Source organism: Acinetobacter sichuanensis (assembly GCF_003024515.2).
Classification (GTDB): Bacteria; Pseudomonadota; Gammaproteobacteria; order Pseudomonadales; family Moraxellaceae; genus Acinetobacter; species Acinetobacter sichuanensis.
The window spans coordinates 90,516-116,180 of sequence record NZ_PYIX02000008.1 but is presented as its reverse complement, the minus strand read 5'-3'; the positions used below and the strand labels follow the sequence as shown (position 1 = coordinate 116,180).

Genomic DNA, 25,665 nt, shown 5'->3' with positions numbered 1-25,665 from the left:
TAGACGCAACCCCTTTTTATGGTTTTTTTATTTTTTTATGCATGACTGCTTATTTATTCCTCAAAATTGAAGTTTTTTGCTATTTTTTAAGCATTATTGGCACAGAATTTTGTGATTTTTCTAATATTTGATGGTCTTTATCTATTTCTTGCCATTTCAAAGGTCGACAATCGATATATTCGCAATAACCATTTTCACCATCAATCTGTTCATCATTGAGTGTAATTTGAAAACTGAAGCTCCCCACATAACCTGCACCTAAACCAAACTTATAATCTCCTCGACTTTGTGCTTGTATATTTATTTGTATTTCTTGATCAGCATATTTCCATTCAAATTCACGTGGTAGATACATTTCTTGCTGGTTTACAGTTTTGACTTTTGGAAAAACACGATGGATATTAAAATAAAGATTTCGATCCCACATTTTTACTTGTTGTTGTTTTAGATCTCGTAAATAAAGCCTTGAGTAGAGAATATTATTGAGTTGATCTCGGCTATGTAACAAAATTAATTGGCGTTCATCGTCCAATTGAATCAACTGATAGACATAGAGTGCATAAGGTAAATATGGAAAATTCACTAAACGTGCATATTCAAATGCGCCCATTTGCTCTATTTCAAACTTTTGATTTTTATATTGTATTAAACCTTTACATTGAGCAAGCAATGACCAATGCTCAGCAAATCCAAATTTTAAATGAATAAAATGTGAAATGAGTGGTGTAGTTTCAATGTGTAAATCAAAGCTTAATTCGTCATCTTGACGATATAAATGAAATTTAGGAAGTTGCCCTGTTAATTGTTCTTTTTGATTAAAGTTAAAAAGTGTTTCTTTATTTTCTGTCAATTTAAACTGGCATTGTTTTTTAATTGAATAGGTATTTAATTGTCCTACCATGTGTGGACTTGTGCTTGCCAATACTGTTGCTGTATCTAAAGCTGTATCTTGAATGAGTGCTGTATTACACAATGCTGCATTATTTGGCTGTCCAATCAAACTGAAAAAATTAAAATAATGTAAAGGTGCTGGTAAGTTTACCAACACCAATTTTTGATGAATAATTTTATATTTATCTTTCGGTGGATGATAGCAAAGCTGAATTTTTTGCTGAGCTTGATTTAACTGTTTAGACTGATCTAAGAAATCCTGAAATAGCCGCATATCAAGCTCCTTATTTTTTAATGGCTCTCATTTTAACCAGCATTTAAAGCGCTGTATTTTTTCTCGCTAAAAATGTTGTTACAAAACCTGAAAGTGCATAGATAATTGAAATAATCAAAATACCTACAGGAATGTTGTAAGTAATTGCTGCAAAAATGAAAACTGCGATAGGTAAAACAAAGAATGGAACACGCTTACGATCTACAGTTTTAAATGAATAATATTTAATATTAGAAATCATCAATAAACCAACGCAGATAATAATCACTGCATTAATCGTTTGTATTGCAACATCTTTTAAATCAAAGATATAAGGAAAGTCTCGTCCTACCCAAACCAATGAAATAATCATTACAGCTGCTAAAGGACTTGCAACACCAATAAAATAACGCTTATCCACCACACCGATTTGAACATTAAAACGTGCTAAGCGAAAAGCAGCACAAGCGGTATAGACAAAACATGCCGCTAAGCCGATCCGACCTAAATCATTCAAACTCCAGCTATACATTAAAATTGCAGGAGCAACACCAAATGCCAATAAGTCGGATAATGAATCGTATTGTTCACCAAAAGCACTTTGCGCACCAATTGCACGAGCAACACGACCATCTAAACCATCTAATAATGCAGCAAGAAAAATCGCATAAATGGCTTGATTAAAATCCCCATTCATACTGGCAATAATAGAGTAAAATCCAGACAATAATGCAGCCGTAGTAATTAAGTTAGGCCACAGGTAGATTCCACGACGTTTCACCTTTTGCCCTTCATGTGTATGTTCTTCTTCTTCTACTTCAAAAGTAATACCATCAAAACCATGATCTTGAGTAGAACTCTGGCTTTCTGGTTTATTTATATTTGTCATTTTCGAATCCTATCTATAGCCTCTAAGAAGCTGTGATATTTCACCTAAAGTATTTACGACTTGTATTTCTAAGTGAAATTGATGTGAATTAGCTAAATTATTTCGTCTAATTTTTGTAATTCACATCATTGATTGTACTCAGAATATCACCTCGGGTGAATTATTCACCAACCAACCAGCGCACCGCAGCATGCCCACCATTTTCACTCATGCGTAAATGTGGGAATAACCATTGTAATGCTTCATCTGCATCTTCAGAGAATTTCCAAGGTGGATTAATCACCAATAAACCACAGCCATTTAAACCCACTGGCGTATCATCAGGCCACACACAGACTTCACAGACCAACTGACGACGAATACCTGTTTTAAACATTTTCTTTTCAAAACGTTCAATCATGGCACGGTCTTTAATTGGATACCAAACTGCAAAGACACCTGTTGGCCATTTTTTATAAGCAGCTACGATCAATTCAACTAATTGTGGAAAATCCTTACGTTCTACTTCATAAGGTGGATCGATCATCACCAAACCACGTTTTTCTTTCGGCGGAATTACACCTAGTAAACCTTCGTAAGCATCACGCTCATGCAAACCTGCACGTTTATCACGAATGTTATAATAAAGCTGTTGAAATACATCACGTTGCATTTCAAAAATGGTTGCTTTATCAGTTTCACGCATGCCTTCAAGTGCAAACCATGGCGAACCCGGATATGCGCCTTTACCTGAAGCTGCACGCATATCTTGAACCACTTTAAGATACTGTTTTACACCCTCAGGTGCATTGCGTGTAATTGAGTCATCAAGTTTAACTAGACGATGAATTCCCGTCAGAAACTCACCTGACTTTTGCGCTTCAGAAGTAGATAAATCATATTTACCTGCACCGCCATGCGTATCAATATAGCGGTAAGGTTTATCTTTAGCATTTAAACGTGCTAAAAGTTGAAGCAATAACACGTGTTTCATGACATCAGCAAAATTGCCTGCATGGAAATGGTGACGATAATTCATGTTTCGATTAATTCCTGTGTTCAACCGACATTTTAGCACGAAAAAAAAATTCTTCATCGTCCATCGTTTGTTCTAAGATAGCATCTCTTTTTTATTTAACTTTTTTGGATATTTATGGAAGTTATATTTCTCCCAAAGTCTTGGAATGTTGATCAAATTCTTGATGATTTAGATCAACACGGTTTTGCTATTATTGATGATGTTTATCCTCCTGAATATATTCATGCTTTAACAGAAGAATGTACATCTCATCTGACTCAATTTCGTCAAGCTGCCATTCAAAATGGTGTCATGAATCAAATTCGAAGTGATCATATTTTATGGATCAATGAAGATTTAAATATTGCACAACATCATATTGAATCTCTCAAACAACTTTCACAAAATTTAAATCGTGCTTTTTATTTAGGAATTAATGATATAGAAGCACACTTTGCCTGTTATAACGCAGGTGAGTTTTATGCCCTACATCGAGATAATCCTCAAGGTAAAAATGGACGTATGATTTCAACGGTCTATTATTTACATGCTGAATGGCAAGATGACTGGGGTGGTCAATTACATTTACAAGATAAAAACAATCACTGGCATATTATTCAACCTCAGCCAAATCGTATTGCGATGTTCCAAAGTGACTTATTACACGAAGTAATCAAAGCTAAACATCAACGTCTTTCTATTACTGCTTGGCTACGTAGCGACCAATTACGACTATAAATTTATTTTACCGCCTATTTTAGAACGCTAACTTTAAATTCATCTTTTCATCCTCATATATATCAGCATTGAAATGAGGATGAAGGCGCATGTCTGAAAATACAAAACAAATCATTGCACGCATTGGTGAGACAGATCAATTGTATTTGCAAGAAAACACGCCTGAACTTGCACTTGAACGTGGTGATTTGCGCTTGCAACTTGTTGTACAAAGCAATTCAAAACAGGAACAGGCTCATTTTCTTCAGGAAGCAATTGTGCTCTTTGAAACAGCACGGGTTGAATATGAAGAAATGCCACTACCGCTTTATGTCAAACTGTCGTTGCATTTAGCCAAAGCCTATATGATCTATTTCGAGATCAGTAAAGAACCTCGTTATGCTTTAATTACACAACAAATTTTAAAATCAATGACGCAATATGAAAATGGTGATATTTACTTCATGTTGGCTTATGCCTCTATCAGTAAAAATGATCTTGCATTAACACGCCACTGGTTAAAAAAATATCTAAAAACAGCAGAGTTTGACTTGGAATTACTTCAAGAACATCCTGCTTTTAACGCTGTACGCAAAACGGACTGGTTTACAGACATCATTCAAAATAAATTGCATTAAGCATTGATCAATACAAAGAAAAGATGACTAAATAGCCATCTTTTCTTTGTTGCTCTGGGGGAAATTGTCAAAAATTAAGCTGTTTGTAATTTATATGCATCCATATGTAATTGCTGATTTAGCTCATCAATCCATAATGCCCAATCATCATCTTGTACTAAATGGCTAATTAAAAAATCTCGTTGCGATTTATTCCAAAATGGTGCGTCATGTAAATTTTGATCTGCTGAAAGTTGATGAGTACGAACATAAAGTTCGATCGCTGCTGGGCTATTTGCTAGTCCAAGTTGTGCAAACAGTAATTCTAAGGATGGTTTGTTCGTCCTGAGCATAATGCCTCCTTATATAAATTTAATTGTCATTTGTTATGTAATTAACTTATAAGAATAGCATACGAAAAGATAGCCCATTCATCTGCAATGTTGTTTCAATTTGTGTTTAAAAAATCAACTATTTAGATAATATCATCACATTTTATTTTAATATTGTGATACTTAATTCAATAATTCATTTAAGTCACTTATTTAAATCACTCCTAACACTTTATATCTCTGTTTATATTTCTAAATGATGAATATTTATAGTGCTATAAAAAAAGCACTCCTAAGTGGAGTGCTTCTTCAATTCAATCGAAAAGATTAAATTATTTAAGCATGTCAGCAACTGCTGCGCGCTCTTCTTCAAGTTCGTTCAATGTAACATTGATACGCTCACGGCTGAATTCATCGATTTCTAAACCTTGAACGATTTTGTATTCACCGTTTTCAGTTGTTACAGGGAAACCGAACATTACGCCTTCAGGAATACCATAAGAACCGTCTGAAGGAATACCCATAGTTACCCATTTGCCGTTTGTACCAAGCGCCCAGTCACGCATATGGTCGATTGCAGCATTTGCAGCAGAAGCAGCAGAAGACAAACCACGTGCTTCGATGATCGCAGCACCACGTTTACCAACAGTTGGAAGGAATACATCTTTATTCCAAGCAGCATCGTTGATTTTGTCTTTTAAGCTTTCGCCGTTTACAGTTGCAAAACGGTAGTCAGCATACATTGTTGGAGAGTGGTTACCCCAAACTGTCATTGTTTCGATGTCAGAAACTGCAACACCTGCTTTTTGAGCAAGTTGAGTCAATGCACGGTTGTGGTCAAGACGTAACATTGCTGTGAAGTTTTTCGCTGGAAGATCTGGAGCAGATTTCATTGCGATATAAGCGTTAGTATTTGCAGGGTTACCTACAACTAATACTTTAACGTCACGGCTTGCAACTTCGTTCAATGCTTGACCTTGACCGATGAAGATTTCACCATTTACTTTTAATAAGTCAGCACGTTCCATACCAGGACCACGTGGACGTGAACCTACTAATAATGCATAGTCAGCATCTTTAAATGCAACTTTAGGATCATCAGTACCAACCATACCTTCCAACAATGGGAATGCACAGTCGTCTAGTTCCATCATTACGCCTTTAAGCGCTTGTTGAGCTTTCTCAACAGGAATTTCTAATAATTGAAGAATAACTGGTTGGTCTTTACCCAGCATTTCGCCGCTCGCGATACGGAATAATAAGCTGTAACCGATTTGACCTGCAGCGCCAGTAACGGCAACACGAACTGCTTGCTTCATGTAATTATCTCCAATTGAGGATCGTTAATGTGATTAATGGATCAATTCCATCTAATCGAATTATCATAAACGGCAAACATTCTACTCCAATAAAGTTGCGGATGCATGCAAAAGAGAATGAATTTCAACAAAAGTATGATAGAAAAAATAAATAAGATGTTTCAAAAACTTAATACGCGCCTTTTATAGAAAAGCTTGTTGGACAATTTGAAACGATATGATTTGAACATTGTTTATATTGTCCATTCACTTTGTAACATATCTCGATTTCAGTCAAAACTGTATTAGATTTAGAGGTTTGACAACTAAAACTGACTCCGTTTATTGGTAAAGTTGGGTTCAGTTTAGTAAATTGTGTTTTTAAATTTTGGTGATTCACTATTTTATTTTCTGAACTGGTTAAGTCAGCAGGTATTTTTAATTTTTCTGCTAAATTAATCATTGTTCTAAAGTACTGACTTGGATTCATTGGTACACAACCACCCACGCTTTGCCATAATTGTGTCCGTGAATTTGGATCTGGCATGACGCGTGCTACCACTTTTGACTGTAAAGGGCTGAGTGCTGCTGTTGATGTAACTGTACAATCTTTTTGAGTCGTTTCAGGCAATAAACCTGAGATTGTCAATGAATAGCCCTCTAAGCATTTTCGTTGCTTTTGTTTAGAGCTATCCAAAGCACAAACAGCAGGTGTAAGTTGTATTTGTAAGACATACCCTTGTGGCTGAACAGACGCAGCATAAACTTGAACTGTAAATAAAAGAAATCCTATGTAGACTGCCATCCACACAATATATTTTTTCCTTAAAATACAAAATACTACGTTTTTCATCGCTTCTATACATACACAAGTGAGTTCAATACAACTTCGTCCAATTTATTCAAAAGCGCGCATAGGAACCATTGGCATACGGCTTTCAATGACTTGAGGTCCTTGCCCAAGTAACATTCCATAATGCACTGCGTTCGTCATGACATTTTTTACATAATCACGCGTTTCATTCAATGGAATCGCTTCCGTATATTGATCTGCGGATAATTGACGATCTTCTGGTTGCCAACGTTTAGCACGGTTTGGTCCAGCATTATACCCTGCTGTTGCCAAAACAGGATTACTACTTAACTGCCCATGAATCATAGACAAATAATATGTGCCATAACGAATATTGGTATTTGGGTCGCTCAGCGCTGCTGGATTATAAGTTTCTCCCATCTGTCTTGCGACTTGTTTTGCAGTATTTGGCATAATTTGCATTAAACCACCTGCACCGACATGGGAACGCGCCGCAGTTACAAAACGGCTCTCTTGACGCATCAAACCATATGCCCAAGCAGGGTCAATGCCTGCATTTCGACTATGACTCACCACCAAAGCTTGATGGGGTGTAGCAAAACGATAACTATAATTATGCTTTTTCTTTGTACGATCTGCCGCATAAATTGCACGATCATACCATCCCATATTGGTTGCACGTTGTGCGGCTGCCAATAATAAACCATCATCTTGTTTTAAATAAGCTTGGCGTACTGCCCAGTTCCATTCACGATTGGTATATGCTGGGCTTGCATTAATATTTTTTAAGGCAAAAGCTCGACGGAAATGAATATCTTGGTTAAGACGTTGTAAATCACTCGAAGAAGGTTGTTCCTGACTCAAACCGTCATTATATTTTTGTCCGATATGGTCTCTAGCTAAGAGATTATGATAATCATCCCCTGCCATTGCCAAATGTTTAAAAATTTCTTCGGCTGTTTTCTTCGACTGTCGATCACTGCGTTGTTCTGAAGCACGTGCTAACCAATATTGCCAACGATCTTCTTGTTTTTGAGTCACACTCATGCTGTCTATTGCACGAATCACGCTTTCCCATGCACCAAAACGAATAGCTTGTCTTGCATAAATCTCTGCTTCTTCGGCACTAAATGGTACGCCATAACTAGCATCTAAACTTTCAAGCACCTGACGATTAAAATTATTTTTCATCACTGTAGTACCACCAATATAACCTACAGTTCTATATAAATATTTCTGTATATCTGCGGGTACATCTTGAGCTAATCGAGGTAAAGACTGCAAAGCTGAGGTTAAATCTGTGTCGGCTGCGCGTCCTAAAGCAAAGATCAAATAGGCATAATCTTGAATATTCGCCTTAGGCGCAGACCATAAATAATTCAGTGGGTTGGCTTGAATTTGGTTGAGCTGTGCTAAAGATAAATTTACCCCGATTGATTGGGCTGTAGCCACGGCAAGTCCTGACTGTCCTGCACGAAGCTGTGCATATAAGCGTTGCTGACGGTCTTCTGTCGTCATCAATGGACTAGATAGCATTAAACGACCTAAGCCATTACATGACTCTGGTTGTGAGTTGGTCGCCAACCATACATCTTTGAACTCAGCAAAAACCAATGAATCACCTGTTTTGGCACGTACTTGCGCCATTGCACAACTTTCAGCTTGATCAGGATTACTGATATAAGCTAAAACAGGTTGAGCATTTACAAAATCCGCTTGTTTAACCTTTTCTTCAACATAATCGGCAGCAAGTTTTTCAGCCATAGCAGACTGAGGATAATGCTGCGCAAAACTCACAATATTGGCAGGAGGCTGAAATGCTAAATTAGAATTTAAAGAGAAATATTCTGGATAATAACCCAATGCATCATTTTGCATGGAATATTTATATTGTTCCAAAGCCGCAGGGTTATTGGCATTACGAAGCACATCATTAAATTGCTCTTCAACTGCCTGCGAGACTTGTAATCCAGCACATGCCATTAGACCTAAAACGCACGTCGTTATTTTATTTTTTTTGATTGATTTTTGATTGAACACGTTTTCTCTCACCACGTTAATTTCATCTTGCATGTTTAGCCTTTCTCAACATCGCACTGAATATCGAATAGTTTAATTATTCTAATCTATTTCTACTGTTCTGTTATGTAACCTCATGATTCAATGTTATTAATTTCCTACATTTTTTGTTCTTTTTTCAACTTTATAGCTTAATTGATAAACTCTATAGATTTTTATTATGGCTTTGTAGCTAAATACTGTAAAATACGCTGTTTTTCTTGAGATGAAGTGTCTTCACTCAATTTAATATTTCGCTTTTTATAGGATAAACGCCTCCATGACGGTTCAAACCTTCATTCCCAATGGTGCCAAAGCTGCCTCAGAAAACACTGTTCTCCAGCCACAGCACACCCCAGCAGACGGTACAGTGAAAAAACTGTACATCGAAACGCAAGGGTGTCAGATGAATGAGTATGACAGTCATCGTATGGCAGACTTATTAGGCGATTCACATGGTTATGTACTGACTACTGATCCTAAAGATGCAGATATTCTCCTGATGAATACCTGCTCAATTCGTGAAAAAGCACAGGAAAAAGTGTTCTCAGAATTAGGTCGTTGGCGCAAACTCAAAGAACAAAATCCAGACTTAGTGATTGGTGTCGGTGGATGTGTTGCTTCGCAAGAAGGTGACAATATTCAAAAACGTGCGCCATATGTCGATATGGTTTTTGGTCCACAAACCTTGCATCGTTTACCACAAATGCTTGATCAACATCATGATCAAGTCGAAAAACCGAAAAAAGATAAAATCAAACTGGTTGATATTTCATTTCCAGATATTGAAAAATTCGACTTTTTACCTGAACCACGTGTTGAAGGCTTTAAAGCTTTTGTTTCAATCATGGAAGGCTGTTCAAAATACTGCTCTTTCTGTGTTGTACCGTATACACGTGGTGAAGAAGTTTCTCGTCCTTTGGATGATGTTTTGGCTGAAATTGCAGGTTTAGCTGAAAAAGGCGTTCGTGAAATTTCCTTGCTTGGTCAAAACGTAAATGGCTACCGTGGTGAAACCTTTGAAGGTGAAATTTGTACCTTTGCAGATTTACTTCGTTTGGTTGCAGAAATTCCAGGTATTGGGCGTTTACGTTATACAACATCACATCCACTTGAATTTAATGATGATTTGATTCAATGTTACCGTGATTTGCCACAAATGGTTTCGCATTTACACTTACCTGTGCAAAGTGGGTCAAATGATGTGTTACAAGCAATGAAACGTAACCACACCATTGATGTTTATATCGACAAAATTGCTAAATTACGTAAAGTTCGCCCAGATATGCATTTATCTTCAGACTTTATTATCGGCTTCCCTGGTGAAACTGATGAAAATTTTGCAGAAACTTATCAATTTATCCAAGATTTAGATTTTGACCATTCTTATAGTTTTATCTATTCAAAACGTCCAGGTACGCCAGCATCTGAACTTGCAGATGAAACACCAGAGTCTGTCAAAAAAGAACGTTTAGCCAAAGTTCAACAATGGATTAAACAATCAAGTATTGAAAAAACTGATGCCATGCTTGGAACCATCCAACGTGTTTTAGTTGAAAGTGTTTCGAATAAAGATCCTAATTTATTGGTTGGAACCGCAGACAATACACGTTTAGTAACATTTATTGGTGATGCTAATTGGGTTGGACGCTTTGCAGAGATTGAGGTTACAGAAATTAAAACCTTGAATTTAGTTTATGGTGAACTCTTGAATCTTGAGCCTGACGTGTCGTAATGTAGAGATATCCATTAAGACTACAAAAAGGATATCACTTGACTGCCGAAATTCGACGTACAGTAGCTTTTCCTGGCATTTCTATGGAACGTTTAAAAAGCATGCTTGGTGCTTATAACAGCCATATGAAACAAATAGAACAACGTTTAGATGTCAAAATCTCCCATCGAAGTGAAGCTTTTTTTATCGATGGGAATCTTGATGCTGTTGAAAGAGCAGAGCTTTTATTGCAGCGTTTATATGACGAAGCTGAAGTTTCTGCTCAAATTAGTGCAGACACCGTACATCTCATGATTCAAGGCAGTCAAACTGACCGAGAATTACAAGCCGATTTATCAGATAACGAACATACAGGGCTTGAAGCCATTTGGTTGCAAACACCTAAAGGTCGTATTAATCCACGTGGAACAAATCAAAAACGTTATGTTCAACGTATTTTACAAAGTGACATTTCTTTCGGCATAGGTCCTGCAGGTACAGGTAAAACGTATCTTGCTGTTGCTGCCGCAGTTGACATGCTTGAACGTAATGAAATTCAAAGAATTTTACTCGTCCGTCCTGCTGTGGAGGCAGGTGAAAAACTTGGTTTTTTACCCGGTGATTTGACGCAAAAAATTGACCCCTACTTACGCCCACTTTACGATGCCTTGTATGAAATGCTTGGCTTTGAAAAAGTCGCAAAACTCATTGAGCGTCAAGTGATTGAAGTTGCTCCTCTCGCCTATATGCGTGGTCGTACTTTAAATCATTCTTTTGTTATTTTAGATGAAGCACAAAATACCACACCTGAACAAATGAAAATGTTTTTAACGCGTTTAGGTTTTGGCTCACGGGCTGTCATTACGGGAGATATTACCCAAGTTGACTTACCACGCGGTCAACAATCAGGTCTTGCACATGCACTGCGTGTACTTGAAAATGTCAAAGAAATTCATATCACACGTTTCCATTCTCGTGATATTGTCCGTCATCAATTGGTTCAAAAAATTGTTGAAGCTTATGAAGGATGGGAAGGTGAACAACAACGTCTAAGTTCTGCTGCACGTGCTGAGCGTAAAGCGCTACAACAAGCCCTGATCGCAGATAATGATCTCAAGGCAGATGCACAGGACTAAAGCGTTATACATGGTTAAGGTTAAGGATTCATTTTGAAACTTAGTTTATCGTTACAACAAGCGTTTGAAGCATCTGAATTGGTGCTCAAACGTGCCTATGTAAAAAAAGTCGTTGAAACGACACTGCGCTTTATTGACACGCAAAGTGATTGTGAAATTGGTATTGCCTGCGTCGATGTCGATGAAAGTCACAAACTCAATTTAGAATATCGTGGCAAAGACAAACCGACGAATGTTCTGTCTTTCCCAAGTGATTTGCCTGATGAAATGGCTCAAATCTTAGATACATTCCCCATTGGTGATTTGGTCATTTGTATTCCTGTGGTTTTACAAGAAGCGCTTGAACAAGAAAAAACACCAATTGAGCATTTCACACATATGCTGGTGCATGGCACTTTGCATTTAATGGGTTATGATCATGAAACTTCTGAAGCTGATGCTGAGGAAATGGAAGCTTTAGAAATTGAGATTTTGGCAAAATTAGGTTTCGATAATCCCTACACCATCAAAGAAAGTTAATATCAATTTTCCTTACACGATAAGTGATGTCAGCATTGCTTATCTTGCTTTTATTTTAGAACAAGAAAATCGTTACACTTATACGGTAAAATTACAAAAGTTAGTTCTATCACCGCAAACACCTTTTATCTATACTGTCAAAGTCCCTAAAAATATTAGATAATTCATCACTTAAATCATGTTCGACCGCCTATTCAACGAGTTTTTAGATGCCCTCAAACGCAGTATCTATTTAAGTATGGGTGCGCCAGAGAATCACGATTTAGATTGGGATGTACTCGCAGCTTCAGTATTGAGCAAGCTCTTTATTGTCGTCATCTTAATCGCATTTTTTTGGCTACTGAGCCGATTTTTACGGCTTTTTGTTCGCTATATATCTAAAAAGTTTAATACTAATCAAATCATTACAAACATCATCAACAATACGATTCACTTTTTTTGGTTACTTGCCTCAGTCATTACGATTCTTTCGCAATTTGGTTTATCTGAAAAATATTTACAAGCTGTTTCACGCGCGGCGATAGTTTCCTTGATCTTTTATATGATTTGGATGCTATTTACCAAACTAACCATGCGTTTCTTAGATCGTTTTTATATTGATGACTCGTTAAAACAACTGTTACGTAACATTATTTCTGTGCTTCTCGTCATTTTTGGCATCGCAGCCATCATGGCGCAGTTTGGCTTTAATATTATTTCGATTATGGCTGGTCTTGGGATTGTCGGGATTGCAGTGAGTTTCGCCGCTCAGTCCACATTGTCTAATTTTATTGCGGGTATTACTATTTTAATAGAACGCCCTTTTCATATTGGTGATTGGGTACGTATTAATAAATTTGAAGGAAAAATTACGCAAATTTTACTCAGAACGACCCATATTCGTAACCGTGATAATTTATTGATTATTATTCCAAACTCAACCGTTGCGAATGCAGAAGTCACCAATTTAACCGCACATGAAAGAATGCGTTTTGAAAGTTATTGCCGTATTTCACTGCATGAAGATATTGAAAAAGCACGTCAAGCTATTTTAATGCGTTTAGACCAAGAAGATGAATATTTAAAAACCCCTGCACCGAGTGTTGATGTGCGTGAGTTTGCAGAATCAGGGATCGTGCTGATTGTGCGTTATTGGCTTGAACCCTATCAAATGGAGCGCTTACCTCGTATTCAAGAAAAGTTACTAGAACACGTCAAAGAAGCCCTACAAGATGCCAAAATTGAAGTGCCCTATCCACATCTGCAATTACTACCTCAACCTTTTTCAAAGCAAAATAAACACGAGTAAAATACATGAAATTTATTGTGATTTTATAAAGCTAAAATCAAATATTTAGATGAAGAATATTTTAATACTGCAAATTTACTTCGAGAAAAAGCTTTAACTCAATTTAATTGTCAAAAATTTGAAGCACTGTCTGAAAATAATCTTGAAATCGCTTTATCTTATTGGAATTCACTTGAAGATATTCATTTATGGCAACAAGATGCAGAACATCAAGTTGCCCAAAATAGAGGTAAAATAAAATGGTATACACACTTTAGTGTAGAAATTTGTGAGATCCAACGAACTTATACATCATGAGAAAATCAATCATATTAATCTTTATTTTTCATAAATTTAATGCACTTCAAACTCAGATTCAGCAGGATCAAAACGCCAAGTTCGTATAATTCTCAGCTCAGAAATATCTTTCATACTGGCATCAAAATTTCCAAATGGCGCACCTTTACGCACTGAGTTTTTTGCTGCTTCATCTAACACTGGATGTCCCGAACTTTCAATCAAACGAATGGCACGAATACCACCTGAAGCATTTAAAATCACCATTAAACGAACTTCACCCGAAAGGCGCTGTTGTTTTGCCTCATCAGGATAATAACGGTTGCCATACAACTCCACTTTTGTCCGAAATTTTTCTAAATAACCTGCTGATGCATCTTTTTTTGCCTGAATACCATCAACGGTTTTAATCTTTTGCTGTTTACTAAAATTTTGCTGTTTTTGTAAATACTGTGCTTCTAAGCTTGCCACCATTGCAGCTTTGGCTTGAAACTGACTTTGTAAAGCATCCATCGCTTTTTTACGCTCGGATTGTTCAGTTTGTTTCTGCCAACTCAAAACCGTCATGAGAACTTTTTCTTCAAACTTTAATTCACGTTGTTGCTGTATTTTTTCTAATGCTTCTAATTGTTGCTCTCCTGCACTTAAATCTTGTGCTTGTGCGGGCATTTCACTAGACATACGATGCTTTTCACGAAAAACACCAGATCCTTGTTGGTCTTCTTGTGCTAAAAAATCAGCCTCTTTTACTTCATCATGACTTGGGCGCAAGCTAACAGCGATTTCTTTACTTTGGCTATTGTGTTCCGTTGGCTGTGCGAACTGCAAAGAAATAAACACTAAATGTAAAGCAATCGCAGCAACCACTGCACCTAAAAAGACATTATCGTCCCACCAAGGTAAAAAAGCCTTGGATGAAGTTTTCATTTTTTTTAACATGACATGTAACCGCCATTCCCCAACTGAATCAAGAAGTAAACCATTTAGCATTACACTTTTAATACTGTTCAGTGCTACTTTTAATAGAAAATGTATCATTAGAATAAAACGTTAAAATGGTGCATCTAAATTTGCTAAACTGCAAGATGAAAGCTTGGAAATTTTAAACAAATCGACAAGATCCACCAAATAAAATGAAGCTGATTTGGAACTTAAAACTATGCCTTCGCTACTTTCTAAGATTGCTCAACGCATTCAGCGTATTTATCAAAAAGCGGGAGATTTTATTGAGGAAGAACGGGAATTTCCGATTTCTCAAGTTTTTCTAAATGCAACATTTCAACGCTTTGTCACTGAAAATGTTGAAATATTGGAAGACTTACATGCCGATTTACATGATGACTGGTTACGTCTATATGCCACTTTAAATGTAAAAGGTATGCACTTAGTGCTTGGTGTAGATCTAAAACTGATTCAAATGGAATTTAACAAAGACATGCAACTCATTGTCTTTGAACAAATTAGCAATACTGAATTGATTGAAGCCACATATCCAAATGTTTTTTATAAATTTGGGGTTAATGCTGCATTATTTTTCTATCAAAAAGTTTTAAAGAAAGACCCTTTAGGCATGATTTTAGAAAAATTTGATGTTTTAACAGTCAAAGATGAATTATTACATTTAGATTTAAATCGTTGGTTAGGCGATAAAAAATCGATTATGGATACTTTAAATAAAGTTCATATTAATCATGCTGAATTACGTGAAACTGAATTGGTTGTCATCGGTAATGTTAATTTAATGGCATTATTTAGCAAAGTTGATCATGACGATTGGGATGAAGATGATGTCATCGACAGTGAAGTGACGCCAATTCAACAAAAAGAGCATTAAAGTCCTGTTTAAAATCAAAACTTTTAAACTGATTTCTGCAAAATGAATACACAATTTCACACAATTGGCTGAAAACTTTAATTTTTCTACTTAATTAAATAGCATAATAGCTCAATCGCATAAATTGCATAGGACATTCCTTATGGCAGCTAAATTTATTAAAACACTGAGTATCGCTACAGGTCTTAGCACTGCATTGTTACTTACTGGTTTTTCAAGCAATGCTCTTGCCATGAGCCCATTTCAAGCAACGTACCAGTTTTCTTATAATGGTAAAAATATGGGGTCTGCAACACGCACTTTAAGTAAAAACGGTAATAACTGGAACTATGTCTTTGCAGCCAAAGCAGCAGCGATTGCATCAGCAACAGAGAGCAGTAATTTTACCTTGAGCAATGGTCAAATTCAGTCAAATAGCTTTAGCCGTACCAGTAAAATTTTAGTGCACAATGACACCATGAGCATTAAATTTAATCCAAATACAAAAACCATCAACACCAATAAAAGTGACAAAGCACGTTCTTTTGCATGGAAAACAGGTGCATTGGATGAGCTTAATGCCGAATTACAAGTACGTGAAGATTTGAAAGGTTCTGGCTTAAAGTCGAGTTATTTAATTGCAGATGCTAAAGGCTTAGACACACGTCATTTTGTTAAACAAGGCAATGAATCGGTCAAAACAGCTTATGGCACCTTTGATACGGTCAAAGTTGTATTAACGCATGACAATAGTGCAAAACAGTCTATTTTCTGGTTAGCACCAAAACTTGACTATCTCCCAGTTAAAATGTCACACCAAGATGGAAAGACTTCTTATAGCCTTTCGCTTACAGGGTATAAAAATTAATCAATTTTTCCACTTTTATTAAAATTGAGCTTGCATTTTTCTAGGTGCTTTTTACAATACGCCTTTGCTTGAAAAAGCACCTTGCCCTTAGAGGATTCTTCCCGTGCACGCACTAGAACAGAAAATCTTGGCTGAAGGTATCGTTCTATCTGATCAAGTTCTGAAAGTCGATTCTTTCCTAAACCATCAAATTGACCCTGTAATGATGCAACAAATTGGTCAGGAATTTGCGCGTCTTTTTAAAGATGCAGGCATCACAAAAATCATTACGATTGAAGCATCTGGTATTGCTCCAGCCGTGATGGCAGGACTTGAACTTGGTGTTCCTGTTATTTTTGCACGTAAATATCAATCTTTAACTTTAAAAGATGATTTATACCGTTCAAAAGTTTTCTCTTTCACAAAACAAGTTGAAAGCACAATTGCGATTTCTAAAAAGCATATTAATGCTGATGATAAAGCATTAGTGATTGATGATTTCTTAGCAAATGGTCAAGCAGCTTTAGGTCTTGCTGATCTTATTCACCAAGCAAATGCTGAAGTTGTGGGTATTGGCATCGTGATTGAAAAATCATTCCAACCTGGTCGTCAATTATTACTTGATAAAGGTTACCGTGTTGAATCTTTAGCACGTGTTGAATCTTTAACAAATGGTACAGTTACTTTTGTAAAAGAGTGATTTATCCTTTTAAAATTGAGCGCTTTAAGCGCTCTTTTTTATCTTTTTAAAACCTAGAATAAGCACTTTTCCCATTCATTTTTATGATTGACTACACTATATTAGCCTTCAAATATAAAAAATTAGGCGAAAATAAAGATGCGTTTACTTACGCAAGAATTGCTTGATCTGCTCAATGTACAACAAATAGATCAATATCTTTTCCAAGGTCAAACCAACCAACTCTTTGGTTCTCATTTATTTGGTGGGCAAATTTTAGCACAAGCTTTGATTGCCGCATCTAAGACCACAGACCGCCCTGCCCATTCTTTACATGCTTATTTTATTCGTAGTGGACGGACTGATCTTCCTATTTTATTTAAAGTTGAAAATTTACGAGACGGTTCGAGTTTTTCAGCTCGCCAAGTTCATGCCTTACAAGATGGCGAAGTTATATTTTCAGCAATGGTTTCATTTGTTCAACCTGAACAAGGCTTAGACTATCAAATTGATCCACCTGATTATCCTCATCCTGAAAGTTTACTCCCTGAGCAAGAGCATAAACTTAGCATACTTGAAGATGTTCCATCTAAATATCGTGATATTTTCATGCAACAATTTAATATTTTGATCCATCCTGTTGAATTTTCTAACCCCTTTCGCCCGCAAAAACAAAAGACCCAATATGCTGAATACTTTAGAAGTTTTGACAAAATTGAAGGTAAATTAGATACTATTGCCATGCATCAAGCCATTGCAGCTTATTATTCCGATTATAATTTACTCACCACTTCCCTGCGCCCGCATGGAGTAAGTTATGCCAATGGCGGTGTTCAGAGTGCAAGTTTAGATCACACTATGCATTTTCATCATCACTTTCGAGTAGATGAGTGGCTACTTTATGACATGTATGCAACTCGCTCTAGTCAAGCACGCGGTTTAAATTTTGGTGAGATGTGGCAAAATGGCAAGCTAGTTTGTAGTGTCAGTCAAGAAAGTTTAATGCGTCAACGTAAAAAACCAACAAGCTAGTATCAAAAAATTTATGATTATTCCGAAGCCTATTGAAAACAAATTCCTGATGAAAAAAACTCAGTCGATCTATTTAATTAAACCAATGTAGGAAAGATTTATTTAACCCATGAAAAAGCTTAAGAAATTATTTTTAATTGTTACATGAATTATAAATATTGCGATTTTGATTCAGTTACAATCAGCATGTCATCAGATTGAAATACTTATTTCTGTTTGATGTAAAAAATAAATTACTGCTCAAGCATAATATGACACAGGCAAATGGACATTGTCCGATATGAGTACCAATCAATGACTGATGAAATTGTAATAAGCTGCCCAAAATGTGCTTCAACTGAAGTTGAAAAAAGAAATCATGAACAATTACTGCAAAAAGCAGGTGGCGTACTACTCAGCTCAGCAGGTGCAGCCGCAGGTACAGTCGGTGGCGCTGCTTCAGGTGCATCTATTGGTGCTGCGATTGGAACAGTTGCTGGTCCTTTAGGTGTCATTATGGGTGGAACAATTGGTACTTTTGTTGGCGCTATCAGTGTTGGCATCACAGGGGGGTTTTTAGGTCATCGTTTCGGTAAAAAAGCGGGTGTTGTCGTTGATCAAAATATTTATTTAGACTACCAATGTAAAAAATGCAAACACCGTTTTAATGTTAAAAATCCTGAAGTTGATGCTGCTCCTTAAAATAATTTTCACTTAAACTCATATCAAAAGGCTGAATTCATTCAGCCTTTTTGCTTCTTTTCATTGATTAACTAGACATCTTTTTAACGACTTCACCTAAACGTTTTCCTTGTGCTTCACACAGCAGTTTCTCATCTTGACTGAGACTCAAATCATGACGTGGACCACTCACATGACTTGCACCATATGGTGTACCGCCTGTTTTAGTATTGGACAATGCAGGTTCTGCATTGGTTAACCCCAAAATCATCATGCCATGATGGAACAAAGGTGGTAACATACTCAACAATGTACTTTCTTGCCCACCATGCATGGAGCCTGAACTGGTAAATACGCAAGCAGGTTTATTATGTAATGCGCCATTTAACCAAAGACTTGTGGTTTGATCCCAAAAATATTTCATTTCAGATGCCATATTGCCAAAACGAGTGGGTGAACCTAATGCCAGACCTGAACAATTTTGTAAGTCATCCAAAGTACAATAAATATCTCCCTCTTCAGGAATACTCGCTTCAGCTTCTTTAACCACTGTCGAAAGATGAGGAACTGTACGGATTTTTACAGCAATACCTGCTAATTCAACACCATTCGCAATCAAATGCGCCATTTCTTTGGTGGAACCATATTTGCTGTAATATAAAACTAAAACATAGGGTTGCATATTTTTCATATTCAAAAGTAAAAGAAAACTATACGGTATTTTTATTCTTTTTTGGTTAAGCTGTAACAGTAAAACCAAATAAACATGATGAAAATAAATTGAGACAGATGAAATATGATGGATTTATTGAAAAAACTTCCCTTTTATGAACAAACGTGGTTTCAGTTTATTCTATTTGTCATACGTCGCTTTGAGGCTGATCGTTGCCGAGATCAAGCGGGGTCTTTAACTTACACCACACTCTTTGCCGTTGTTCCCATGCTTACAGTTTTTTTGGTAATTATCTCATCCATTAAAGCTTTAGAACCTGCACGTCAACAACTGCAACAAATGATTTATAGTAACTTTTTACCTAAAACCAGTATTGCATTTGATAAGGCTTTTAATGTTTTCACACAAAATTCTAGTAACCTAACAGTCATTGGGGTACTTTTTCTATTTGTGACCACAGTCATGATGCTAACCAGTATTGAAACTGTCTTTAATCGCATCTGGCGAGTACAAGAAACCCGTAATGGCATTGTTGGCTTTATGCGTTATTGGACGATCATTTCTTTAGGACCTATTTTACTGGGGAGTGCTTTTGTTATTTCCTCGACATTAGCGTCTATGAATGTATTACATAATAATTTTGCGGGTTATCAAGTCGATGGTACTGCTCTTTTATGGGTCATTTCTTTTGCTTTAACTGTGCTTGGTTTTTTTATTTTATATTGGACGATACCCAACAGAAATATTCCTGTTAGAGCTGCTGCAATTTCTGGTGTATTTAGCGCGATTGTTTTTGAATTATTAAAAAATTTATTTGGTTTTATCATGACCAATTTTACAAGTTATACGCTTGTCTATGGGGCATTTGCAGCCGTGCCTATTTTCCTCTTATGGATTTTTATGTCATGGAATATTGTTTTGCTGGGTGTTGAGATTAGTTATGCCCTGACTGCATTTCATACAGGTAAAATTCAAACACGCCATCCTATTTTTATGCTCTTAGACGTTTTAGAATTATTTTATAAACGACAACAAACAGGACAAACTGTTACAGATGCTGAAGCTTTAAAAATACTTGGGCGCGGTGAAATCGGTCGTTGGCCTGCTTATGTCAATTTACTTGAAAAGCAAAATATTGTTAAACGAACTGATAATGATGAATACGTGTTGGTTCGTAATTTAGATACTGTAGATTTTTGGTCATTTTATAAAGCTCTACCTTATACTTTGCCAAACCAAAATGACATTAAAAATGTGCATGATGATGATATTTGGATGCAAAAAATTGGACCTGCATTGATAGAATCTGATGAATATCTAGCAGCGAAATTATCTATTCCATTGTCTATTATTTTAGACAATAAATAACATTTCTACGTTTTTTCAATGATCCATTGCTTGAATTGTAGTGGATCTATTTTTTCAATATAAAGTGGTTTAACGTCTTGCTTTGCCAACCATTGATACATATCTAGTTGTTGAAATGGTGCTGGATCTAAATGGTAAAGATACCCACATGTATCCCAATCGATCTCAGTTTGAAAAAGTGTGAGATAAGCTTGATGACTGTCATCAAAATCGATTTCAAAGCGTGAATCAAGAGTAAGCCCATGTAAATTTAACGCAAAAAAGGAAGCAATACGGCGATTTTCGATCGCATAAATTCCATGAAAATTATCCATTTCACCATGTCCACTTGCTTGATGTGGACTCAGTATTTCATATAACGTGCGTGAGCCATGATATAGAACTTGTGGTTTATTCATTTTTGCTTTTTCCTGAGTTTAAGCTCTAGGGTTGTAACGAATGTAATGTTCAATCTGAGTATGTAAGCTGACAACCACTACACCTAATATGACTAAAATTGTTCCGATCATAAAGTTGAGTTCAATCCATTCATTTAAAAATATTACAGCAAACACCATCCCAAAAATTGGAGTAAAAAATGAAAATACACCCAATGAGTTTGCCAGATAATGACGTAACAACCAAAACCATAACATTAAACTTAGAAAAGACATGATCAAGGTATGAAAAACTAAACTACCGATAGCAATCGCAGTCCAGTGAATTTCAGTTTGCCCTAAGATAAAAGCCAGTGGTAATAAAAATAAGCAACCTCCAACCAATTGATAAAATAAAGTTTGAGTTGGATGCGCATCGGATAAACGCGTTAATCGTAGAGAAATCGTTGTAAGTGCCCACATCACACCTGCTAATAAAGCCAGAAAGTCGCAAAAGATTGTATGAATTTCAAATTGATTTTGCTCCCGCCCTAAAAAGCTAAAGGCAATACCCAAAAAAGCGAGAACAATTCCACTCCATTGAATTTTAGATAGGCGTTCTGCAGGTAATTTCCAATGTAAGCCTAAAGCCACAAAAATCGGGGCGGTATACAGCAAAACCACCGTATGTGAAGCCGTGGTATAACGCAGTGCTTCTGCAACCAGAAAAAATTCGGCTGAAAAAAGAAATGCGATCCAAAGGCCTGGCAACGCATAGGCTTTTGAAAATAAATGCTGCCCTTTCGGCAGTTGGATCAGTGGATAGACCAACAATGCTGATAAACCTGAACGGATTGCGATCTGCATCATCGGCGCAATATCTGTTGCAGCCATTTTTAAAACGACTTGTTGTATGCCCCAAATCATACAAAGCAGTACCATCAAACCTGATGCTTTGGCATCCAAGGCCTTGCGCTGTGTCACGCCACAATCTCAACACTGAAAAAAGACACTATAACTCTGTCGTTTTTATAGGATATACTTTAAAACAGACAACAAATCCTTTTATTCAGGCACTTTTGCATGAGCAAAAAAATAACATTACAACAAAACCAAGGTCTGCAACTCAAAACCAATGATGCAATTCAGGCACCTTTATGGCTAAGTTTTCGGGATGATCCTGCATTTTCGATTTATCCTGTACATGGGCATGCATGGGGCGAATTTATCTATGCTTTTAATGGGGTTATGGAGGTCAATATTGACCACATCAACTATATTACCCCGCCTCCTTATGGTATTTGGTTACCACCGCATGTCCATCACAGTGGCTTAAACCGCACCCATGTTTCGCATGCAACTTTGTACGTGCATGAATCGCTATGTGAACATCTACCGCAACAAGCAGGTATTCTTTTATCTTCACCCTTGGTAAGTGCCATTTTGTTGCATTTAAAACAGCAGCCAATCAATCAACAACAAAGCAATGAAAATGACCCTGAATATTTAAGATTATTACAGGTTTTACATGATCAGTTACATCATGCAGAGCGGATTGGCAGTTATTTACCACATAGTGATCATCCTGTTTTAAAAAAGCTTTTGGATTATTTACATCAACATCCTGCGGATCAAAGTACACTGCAAGCGCTTGCACAACAGGTCAATATGACTGAACGCACTTTGGCTCGCCTATCACTGAAACAACTGTCCATGTCATTAAATGAATGGCGACAACGTCTCAAAGTCCTAAAAGCCATGACCATGCTCAATGAAGGGCAAACTGTGGAAAATATTGCCTTGGATCTTGGTTATGCCAATGCTTCTGCATTTATTGAGTTGTTTAAACGCTGGATGAAAATCACCCCTGATCAGTTCCGAAAGCTCTTAAAGTCTGAACCATAAAAAAGACCTGCAACAACAGGTCTTTTTGGTTTGATTCAAAGCACTTGCTTAAATCACACGTTGTTCCCGATTTTCACTGTCCAAATAGGCTTCCAAAGAATCATCTAAAGCATATAACCACGGCGTATGATGCGGTTTAGACATTTTCCCCGTCATCACTGAACGATAGGTTTTATCTCGAAAGCCCATAATGTTGTCTTTTTTATGCTTTTTCCACTGCATAAAGACTTCATTGACAGCATCAATATTAAAACTCGGATAATCTGTCTCGGCAATGAGCTGTTTAATGTATTCGCCTTGAAATTTCACCATCTGCTCAGAATTTTTAATTTTGCTTTCACGTTTAATCCAAGCTTGTGAATGGGCTTGCATTTCTTCCTGCTCAGGTAATTCAATTTGACCAAGAATGATGTCACGTACATACCATGCCTGCGCATCAAACATATTGAAGGTATACCACTGATCCTGCATGCCTAAATAGAACAGTTTAGGATTATTTTCCCAGACGACACCCTGATACAAAGATTCAGGATATAAACAGTTATGCGTTTTTAACTTTAAATCTTCAGTCATAAATGGGAAATGATGCAAATAGCCTGTACATAAAATAATGGCATCGACCTTGGCTGAACTGCCATCACCAAAATAAGCAGTATTTTCATCTACACGGAGTAAATGTTGCTTTTCAGCCCAGTTGGTTGGCCATTTATAGCCCATGGGTTGACTGCGATAACAGCTATAAATTTGTTTCGCACCATATTTATAACACTGTGAACCGACATCTTCCGCAGAATAACTACTGCCAACAATCAGTACCGTTTTGTCTTTGAACTGTACGGCATCACGAAAGTCATGTGCATGTAAAATACGTCCATTAAAGATATTAAAACCTTCATACTCAGGCACTTTTGGCGTAGAAAAATGACCAGAAGCGACAATGACATAGTCAAATTGTTCTGAATAAATCTGATTTTCTGTATGATCGCAGACCTGTACCGTAAACTGCCCAGTATCAGCATTAAACTCGACATGATGTACTGCTGTGTTAAACCTGACTTGATCTTTAACACCTGCTTTTTCGACACGTCCTTTGATATAGTCCCAAAGTACCGCGCGTGGAGGATATGAAGCGATTGGCTTTTTAAAATGTTCATCAAACGTATAGTCTGCGAACTCCAATGCTTCTTTTGGTCCATTAGACCATAAATAACGATACATACTTCCGTGTACCGCTTCGCCATGTTCATCTACACCTGTACGCCAAGTGTAATTCCATAGTCCGCCCCAATCGTTTTGTTTTTCGAAACATACAATTTCTGGAACTTGTAGACCTTTGGACTTTGCTGATTGAAATGCTCTTAATTGAGCCATGCCACTAGGACCTGCTCCGATAATTGCAATTCGGGTCATTGCTATCTCCATTAGTTTTTGAGTTCTTTGAAAAAGCTCCTAAAATTACGAGTTTAGCTAGCATTCAGATGCTACAAGCATCATCTTTATGATAAAAAATAAGAACAAATAGAATCTGAATTTCAAGATCAACATCATCTTTTAAATTAGGATGCAGAGACAAATGAATATGAGTTCTTAGAGACAAGTACATTGTTTATCCAACAAAATATCTCTAAATAAGAATAAAACTCATACAAAGAATAGACACCATATCACAAAAATAGATTTTATTTACCGATATCCATCAATTTAATGAATAATAATTTGTTACAACAGTTTCTAAATATTTCAATTAGTTATTTTTAACAATCGTAAAAAAAAGCAGATCAAGCCTCAGCTCATCTGCTTTTTTCCATTTATTTAAGCTTAAATCTAATGCTTTAATCTCTAAATAAAACAGTTTATTTCACATGGGTTTTCCATACAAAATCCTGACTTTGACCATTTAAAGTCATGGTCAATTGGTCACCTGCTGCCAAAGCGCTCACACCTGCTGGCGTACCTGTCATTACCACATCACCAGCTTCTAAACTAAATGCCTGACTAATATCACAAAGCAAATGTGCAATATTAAACAATAACAATGCAGTATCACCTTTTTGACGAATCTGATCATTCACTTTAAAGTCAAAAGTCACCGCATCCCACGCTTTAACTTCACTGACATCCACCCAGTCTGCAAGTACACAAGAACCATCAAATGCTTTAGAACGTTCCCACGGCTGACCTTTTTTCTTTAGATCATCCTGCAAATCACGTAAAGTTAAATCTAGCCCAAGCGTCACAGCACCAATGGCTTGTAAGGCTTTTTCAGGATCAGTTTCACCTTTTAAAGGCTGATCAATCCGTAAAGTAAACTCACACTCATGATGCAAACTGCCTAAAGCCGTATTCCATGAAATACCGTCTTGCAAGGAAATCAAACTACTTGGTGGTTTGATAAATAACACAGGACGATCTGGAATCGCATTTCCCAATTCTTTGGCATGATCTGCATAACTACGACCGACACAGACAATTTTTGATGGACGTGAACTCATAATCTTCCCTTTTTAACGATGACTTTAATCTAGAAAAAGTC

General features: G+C 36.7%; 26 protein-coding genes and 1 pseudogene. 14 read left to right on the top strand and 13 right to left on the bottom strand.

Annotated elements, in window-relative coordinates:
- Window positions 1-79: 79 nt before the first annotated feature.
- The 3 genes from C9E89_RS07580 to C9E89_RS07570 form a co-directional block, all read right to left on the bottom strand.
- Window positions 80-1,165, bottom strand: coding sequence for a DUF6670 family protein (locus tag C9E89_RS07580; RefSeq protein ID WP_107007634.1), 1,086 nt, complete (start codon window positions 1,163-1,165; stop codon window positions 80-82).
- A gap of 43 nt (window positions 1,166-1,208) precedes the next feature.
- The gene (gene pssA / locus C9E89_RS07575; RefSeq protein ID WP_107007633.1) at window positions 1,209-2,033 is read right to left on the bottom strand and encodes a CDP-diacylglycerol--serine O-phosphatidyltransferase; all 825 of its coding nucleotides are present in this window, start codon (window positions 2,031-2,033) and stop codon (window positions 1,209-1,211) included.
- A gap of 160 nt (window positions 2,034-2,193) precedes the next feature.
- Window positions 2,194-3,051: a 23S rRNA (adenine(2030)-N(6))-methyltransferase RlmJ gene (locus C9E89_RS07570; protein WP_107007632.1), complete on the bottom strand. Its 858-nt coding sequence runs from the start codon at window positions 3,049-3,051 to the stop codon at window positions 2,194-2,196.
- A 114-nt stretch (window positions 3,052-3,165) separates the two neighbouring features.
- Here C9E89_RS07570 and C9E89_RS07565 point away from each other — a divergent pair, with 114 nt between their 5' ends.
- On the top strand, window positions 3,166-3,768 hold the full coding sequence (locus tag C9E89_RS07565; protein ID WP_107007631.1) for a 2OG-Fe(II) oxygenase: 603 nt from the start codon (window positions 3,166-3,168) through the stop codon (window positions 3,766-3,768).
- Between the two features lie 89 nt (window positions 3,769-3,857).
- Window positions 3,858-4,385, top strand: a complete 528-nt coding sequence (locus C9E89_RS07560) for a hypothetical protein (RefSeq protein WP_107007630.1) — start codon at window positions 3,858-3,860, stop codon at window positions 4,383-4,385.
- Window positions 4,386-4,459: 74 nt separating this feature from the next.
- Here C9E89_RS07560 and C9E89_RS07555 read toward each other — a convergent pair whose 3' ends face one another.
- The 4 genes from C9E89_RS07555 to C9E89_RS07540 form a co-directional block, all read right to left on the bottom strand.
- Window positions 4,460-4,717, bottom strand: a complete 258-nt coding sequence (locus C9E89_RS07555; protein ID WP_107007629.1) for a DUF2789 family protein — start codon at window positions 4,715-4,717, stop codon at window positions 4,460-4,462.
- A 311-nt stretch (window positions 4,718-5,028) separates the two neighbouring features.
- A complete protein-coding gene (locus C9E89_RS07550; RefSeq protein ID WP_107007628.1) occupies window positions 5,029-6,015 on the bottom strand; it encodes a malate dehydrogenase in 987 nt (328 codons plus the stop codon).
- Between the two features lie 169 nt (window positions 6,016-6,184).
- Window positions 6,185-6,799, bottom strand: a complete 615-nt coding sequence (locus tag C9E89_RS07545; RefSeq protein WP_107007627.1) for a ribonuclease T2 family protein — start codon at window positions 6,797-6,799, stop codon at window positions 6,185-6,187.
- 93 nt (window positions 6,800-6,892) lie between these two features.
- Window positions 6,893-8,881 carry a lytic transglycosylase domain-containing protein gene (locus C9E89_RS07540; protein WP_107007626.1) on the bottom strand — a complete coding sequence of 663 codons (1,989 nt, stop codon included), beginning with the start codon at window positions 8,879-8,881 and terminating at the stop codon, window positions 6,893-6,895.
- 265 nt (window positions 8,882-9,146) lie between these two features.
- On the opposite strand from C9E89_RS07540, the gene miaB reads away from it, so the two are divergent.
- From miaB to C9E89_RS23780, 5 genes and pseudogenes are all read left to right on the top strand, one after another.
- Window positions 9,147-10,601: a tRNA (N6-isopentenyl adenosine(37)-C2)-methylthiotransferase MiaB gene (gene miaB, locus C9E89_RS07535; protein ID WP_107007625.1), complete on the top strand. Its 1,455-nt coding sequence runs from the start codon at window positions 9,147-9,149 to the stop codon at window positions 10,599-10,601.
- A 38-nt stretch (window positions 10,602-10,639) separates the two neighbouring features.
- Window positions 10,640-11,716, top strand: a complete 1,077-nt coding sequence (locus C9E89_RS07530) for a PhoH family protein (RefSeq protein ID WP_107007624.1) — start codon at window positions 10,640-10,642, stop codon at window positions 11,714-11,716.
- Between the two features lie 33 nt (window positions 11,717-11,749).
- Window positions 11,750-12,235: an rRNA maturation RNase YbeY gene (gene ybeY, locus C9E89_RS07525; RefSeq protein WP_107007623.1), complete on the top strand. Its 486-nt coding sequence runs from the start codon at window positions 11,750-11,752 to the stop codon at window positions 12,233-12,235.
- A 178-nt stretch (window positions 12,236-12,413) separates the two neighbouring features.
- Entirely contained in the window at window positions 12,414-13,523 is a 1,110-nt protein-coding gene (locus C9E89_RS07520) for a mechanosensitive ion channel family protein (protein WP_107007622.1), read from the top strand.
- A gap of 5 nt (window positions 13,524-13,528) precedes the next feature.
- Window positions 13,529-13,820, top strand: a pseudogene (locus tag C9E89_RS23780) (antibiotic biosynthesis monooxygenase family protein).
- 36 nt (window positions 13,821-13,856) lie between these two features.
- Here the strand turns inward: C9E89_RS23780 and C9E89_RS07510 are convergent.
- Complete coding sequence (locus C9E89_RS07510; RefSeq protein ID WP_107007621.1) at window positions 13,857-14,738, bottom strand: TonB family protein; 882 nt, start codon at window positions 14,736-14,738, stop codon at window positions 13,857-13,859.
- 220 nt (window positions 14,739-14,958) lie between these two features.
- On the opposite strand from C9E89_RS07510, the gene C9E89_RS07505 reads away from it, so the two are divergent.
- From C9E89_RS07505 to C9E89_RS07485, 5 genes are all read left to right on the top strand, one after another.
- Window positions 14,959-15,633 carry a hypothetical protein gene (locus tag C9E89_RS07505; RefSeq protein WP_107007620.1) on the top strand — a complete coding sequence of 225 codons (675 nt, stop codon included), beginning with the start codon at window positions 14,959-14,961 and terminating at the stop codon, window positions 15,631-15,633.
- A gap of 142 nt (window positions 15,634-15,775) precedes the next feature.
- Window positions 15,776-16,480 (top strand): DUF3108 domain-containing protein, encoded by a 705-nt coding sequence (locus C9E89_RS07500; protein ID WP_107007619.1) that lies wholly within the window; start codon window positions 15,776-15,778, stop codon window positions 16,478-16,480.
- 103 nt (window positions 16,481-16,583) lie between these two features.
- On the top strand, window positions 16,584-17,159 hold the full coding sequence (locus C9E89_RS07495; protein WP_107007618.1) for a xanthine phosphoribosyltransferase: 576 nt from the start codon (window positions 16,584-16,586) through the stop codon (window positions 17,157-17,159).
- Window positions 17,160-17,297: 138 nt separating this feature from the next.
- On the top strand, window positions 17,298-18,170 hold the full coding sequence (locus C9E89_RS07490) for an acyl-CoA thioesterase (protein WP_107007617.1): 873 nt from the start codon (window positions 17,298-17,300) through the stop codon (window positions 18,168-18,170).
- Between the two features lie 294 nt (window positions 18,171-18,464).
- A complete protein-coding gene (locus tag C9E89_RS07485; protein ID WP_107007616.1) occupies window positions 18,465-18,851 on the top strand; it encodes a hypothetical protein in 387 nt (128 codons plus the stop codon).
- Between the two features lie 67 nt (window positions 18,852-18,918).
- Here C9E89_RS07485 and wrbA read toward each other — a convergent pair whose 3' ends face one another.
- Window positions 18,919-19,521 carry an NAD(P)H:quinone oxidoreductase gene (wrbA, locus tag C9E89_RS07480; RefSeq protein WP_107007615.1) on the bottom strand — a complete coding sequence of 201 codons (603 nt, stop codon included), beginning with the start codon at window positions 19,519-19,521 and terminating at the stop codon, window positions 18,919-18,921.
- Window positions 19,522-19,626: 105 nt separating this feature from the next.
- Between wrbA and C9E89_RS07475 the strand changes: the two genes are divergently transcribed.
- Window positions 19,627-20,871 carry a YihY family inner membrane protein gene (locus C9E89_RS07475; RefSeq protein ID WP_107007614.1) on the top strand — a complete coding sequence of 415 codons (1,245 nt, stop codon included), beginning with the start codon at window positions 19,627-19,629 and terminating at the stop codon, window positions 20,869-20,871.
- A gap of 5 nt (window positions 20,872-20,876) precedes the next feature.
- Here C9E89_RS07475 and C9E89_RS07470 read toward each other — a convergent pair whose 3' ends face one another.
- On the bottom strand, window positions 20,877-21,269 hold the full coding sequence (locus tag C9E89_RS07470) for a hypothetical protein (RefSeq protein ID WP_107007613.1): 393 nt from the start codon (window positions 21,267-21,269) through the stop codon (window positions 20,877-20,879).
- 18 nt (window positions 21,270-21,287) lie between these two features.
- Window positions 21,288-22,211, bottom strand: coding sequence for a DMT family transporter (locus tag C9E89_RS07465; protein ID WP_171405090.1), 924 nt, complete (start codon window positions 22,209-22,211; stop codon window positions 21,288-21,290).
- Window positions 22,212-22,310: 99 nt separating this feature from the next.
- On the opposite strand from C9E89_RS07465, the gene C9E89_RS07460 reads away from it, so the two are divergent.
- The gene (locus C9E89_RS07460) at window positions 22,311-23,132 is read left to right on the top strand and encodes an AraC family transcriptional regulator (RefSeq protein WP_107007612.1); all 822 of its coding nucleotides are present in this window, start codon (window positions 22,311-22,313) and stop codon (window positions 23,130-23,132) included.
- A 48-nt stretch (window positions 23,133-23,180) separates the two neighbouring features.
- Here C9E89_RS07460 and C9E89_RS07455 read toward each other — a convergent pair whose 3' ends face one another.
- Entirely contained in the window at window positions 23,181-24,542 is a 1,362-nt protein-coding gene (locus C9E89_RS07455) for an NAD(P)-binding domain-containing protein (protein ID WP_107007611.1), read from the bottom strand.
- A 443-nt stretch (window positions 24,543-24,985) separates the two neighbouring features.
- Complete coding sequence (locus C9E89_RS07450) at window positions 24,986-25,624, bottom strand: fumarylacetoacetate hydrolase family protein (RefSeq protein WP_107007610.1); 639 nt, start codon at window positions 25,622-25,624, stop codon at window positions 24,986-24,988.
- Between the last annotated feature and the right edge of the window lie 41 nt (window positions 25,625-25,665).

What these genes read in the sequence shown, in the direction of transcription:
- C9E89_RS07580 (WP_107007634.1), bottom strand. Translation starts at nt 1,165, where the DNA reads ATGCGGCTATTTCAGGATTTCTTAGATCAGTCTAAACAGTTAAATCAA.
- pssA (WP_107007633.1), bottom strand. Translation starts at nt 2,033, where the DNA reads ATGACAAATATAAATAAACCAGAAAGCCAGAGTTCTACTCAAGATCAT.
- C9E89_RS07570 (WP_107007632.1), bottom strand. Translation starts at nt 3,051, where the DNA reads ATGAATTATCGTCACCATTTCCATGCAGGCAATTTTGCTGATGTCATG.
- C9E89_RS07565 (WP_107007631.1), top strand. Translation starts at nt 3,166, where the DNA reads ATGGAAGTTATATTTCTCCCAAAGTCTTGGAATGTTGATCAAATTCTT.
- C9E89_RS07560 (WP_107007630.1), top strand. Translation starts at nt 3,858, where the DNA reads ATGTCTGAAAATACAAAACAAATCATTGCACGCATTGGTGAGACAGAT.
- C9E89_RS07555 (WP_107007629.1), bottom strand. Translation starts at nt 4,717, where the DNA reads ATGCTCAGGACGAACAAACCATCCTTAGAATTACTGTTTGCACAACTT.
- C9E89_RS07550 (WP_107007628.1), bottom strand. Translation starts at nt 6,015, where the DNA reads ATGAAGCAAGCAGTTCGTGTTGCCGTTACTGGCGCTGCAGGTCAAATC.
- C9E89_RS07545 (WP_107007627.1), bottom strand. Translation starts at nt 6,799, where the DNA reads ATGGCAGTCTACATAGGATTTCTTTTATTTACAGTTCAAGTTTATGCT.
- C9E89_RS07540 (WP_107007626.1), bottom strand. Translation starts at nt 8,881, where the DNA reads ATGCAAGATGAAATTAACGTGGTGAGAGAAAACGTGTTCAATCAAAAA.
- miaB (WP_107007625.1), top strand. Translation starts at nt 9,147, where the DNA reads ATGACGGTTCAAACCTTCATTCCCAATGGTGCCAAAGCTGCCTCAGAA.
- C9E89_RS07520 (WP_107007622.1), top strand. Translation starts at nt 12,414, where the DNA reads ATGTTCGACCGCCTATTCAACGAGTTTTTAGATGCCCTCAAACGCAGT.
- C9E89_RS07510 (WP_107007621.1), bottom strand. Translation starts at nt 14,738, where the DNA reads ATGTTAAAAAAAATGAAAACTTCATCCAAGGCTTTTTTACCTTGGTGG.
- C9E89_RS07505 (WP_107007620.1), top strand. Translation starts at nt 14,959, where the DNA reads ATGCCTTCGCTACTTTCTAAGATTGCTCAACGCATTCAGCGTATTTAT.
- C9E89_RS07500 (WP_107007619.1), top strand. Translation starts at nt 15,776, where the DNA reads ATGGCAGCTAAATTTATTAAAACACTGAGTATCGCTACAGGTCTTAGC.
- C9E89_RS07490 (WP_107007617.1), top strand. Translation starts at nt 17,298, where the DNA reads ATGCGTTTACTTACGCAAGAATTGCTTGATCTGCTCAATGTACAACAA.
- C9E89_RS07485 (WP_107007616.1), top strand. Translation starts at nt 18,465, where the DNA reads ATGACTGATGAAATTGTAATAAGCTGCCCAAAATGTGCTTCAACTGAA.
- wrbA (WP_107007615.1), bottom strand. Translation starts at nt 19,521, where the DNA reads ATGAAAAATATGCAACCCTATGTTTTAGTTTTATATTACAGCAAATAT.
- C9E89_RS07475 (WP_107007614.1), top strand. Translation starts at nt 19,627, where the DNA reads ATGATGGATTTATTGAAAAAACTTCCCTTTTATGAACAAACGTGGTTT.
- C9E89_RS07470 (WP_107007613.1), bottom strand. Translation starts at nt 21,269, where the DNA reads ATGAATAAACCACAAGTTCTATATCATGGCTCACGCACGTTATATGAA.
- C9E89_RS07460 (WP_107007612.1), top strand. Translation starts at nt 22,311, where the DNA reads ATGAGCAAAAAAATAACATTACAACAAAACCAAGGTCTGCAACTCAAA.
- C9E89_RS07455 (WP_107007611.1), bottom strand. Translation starts at nt 24,542, where the DNA reads ATGACCCGAATTGCAATTATCGGAGCAGGTCCTAGTGGCATGGCTCAA.
- C9E89_RS07450 (WP_107007610.1), bottom strand. Translation starts at nt 25,624, where the DNA reads ATGAGTTCACGTCCATCAAAAATTGTCTGTGTCGGTCGTAGTTATGCA.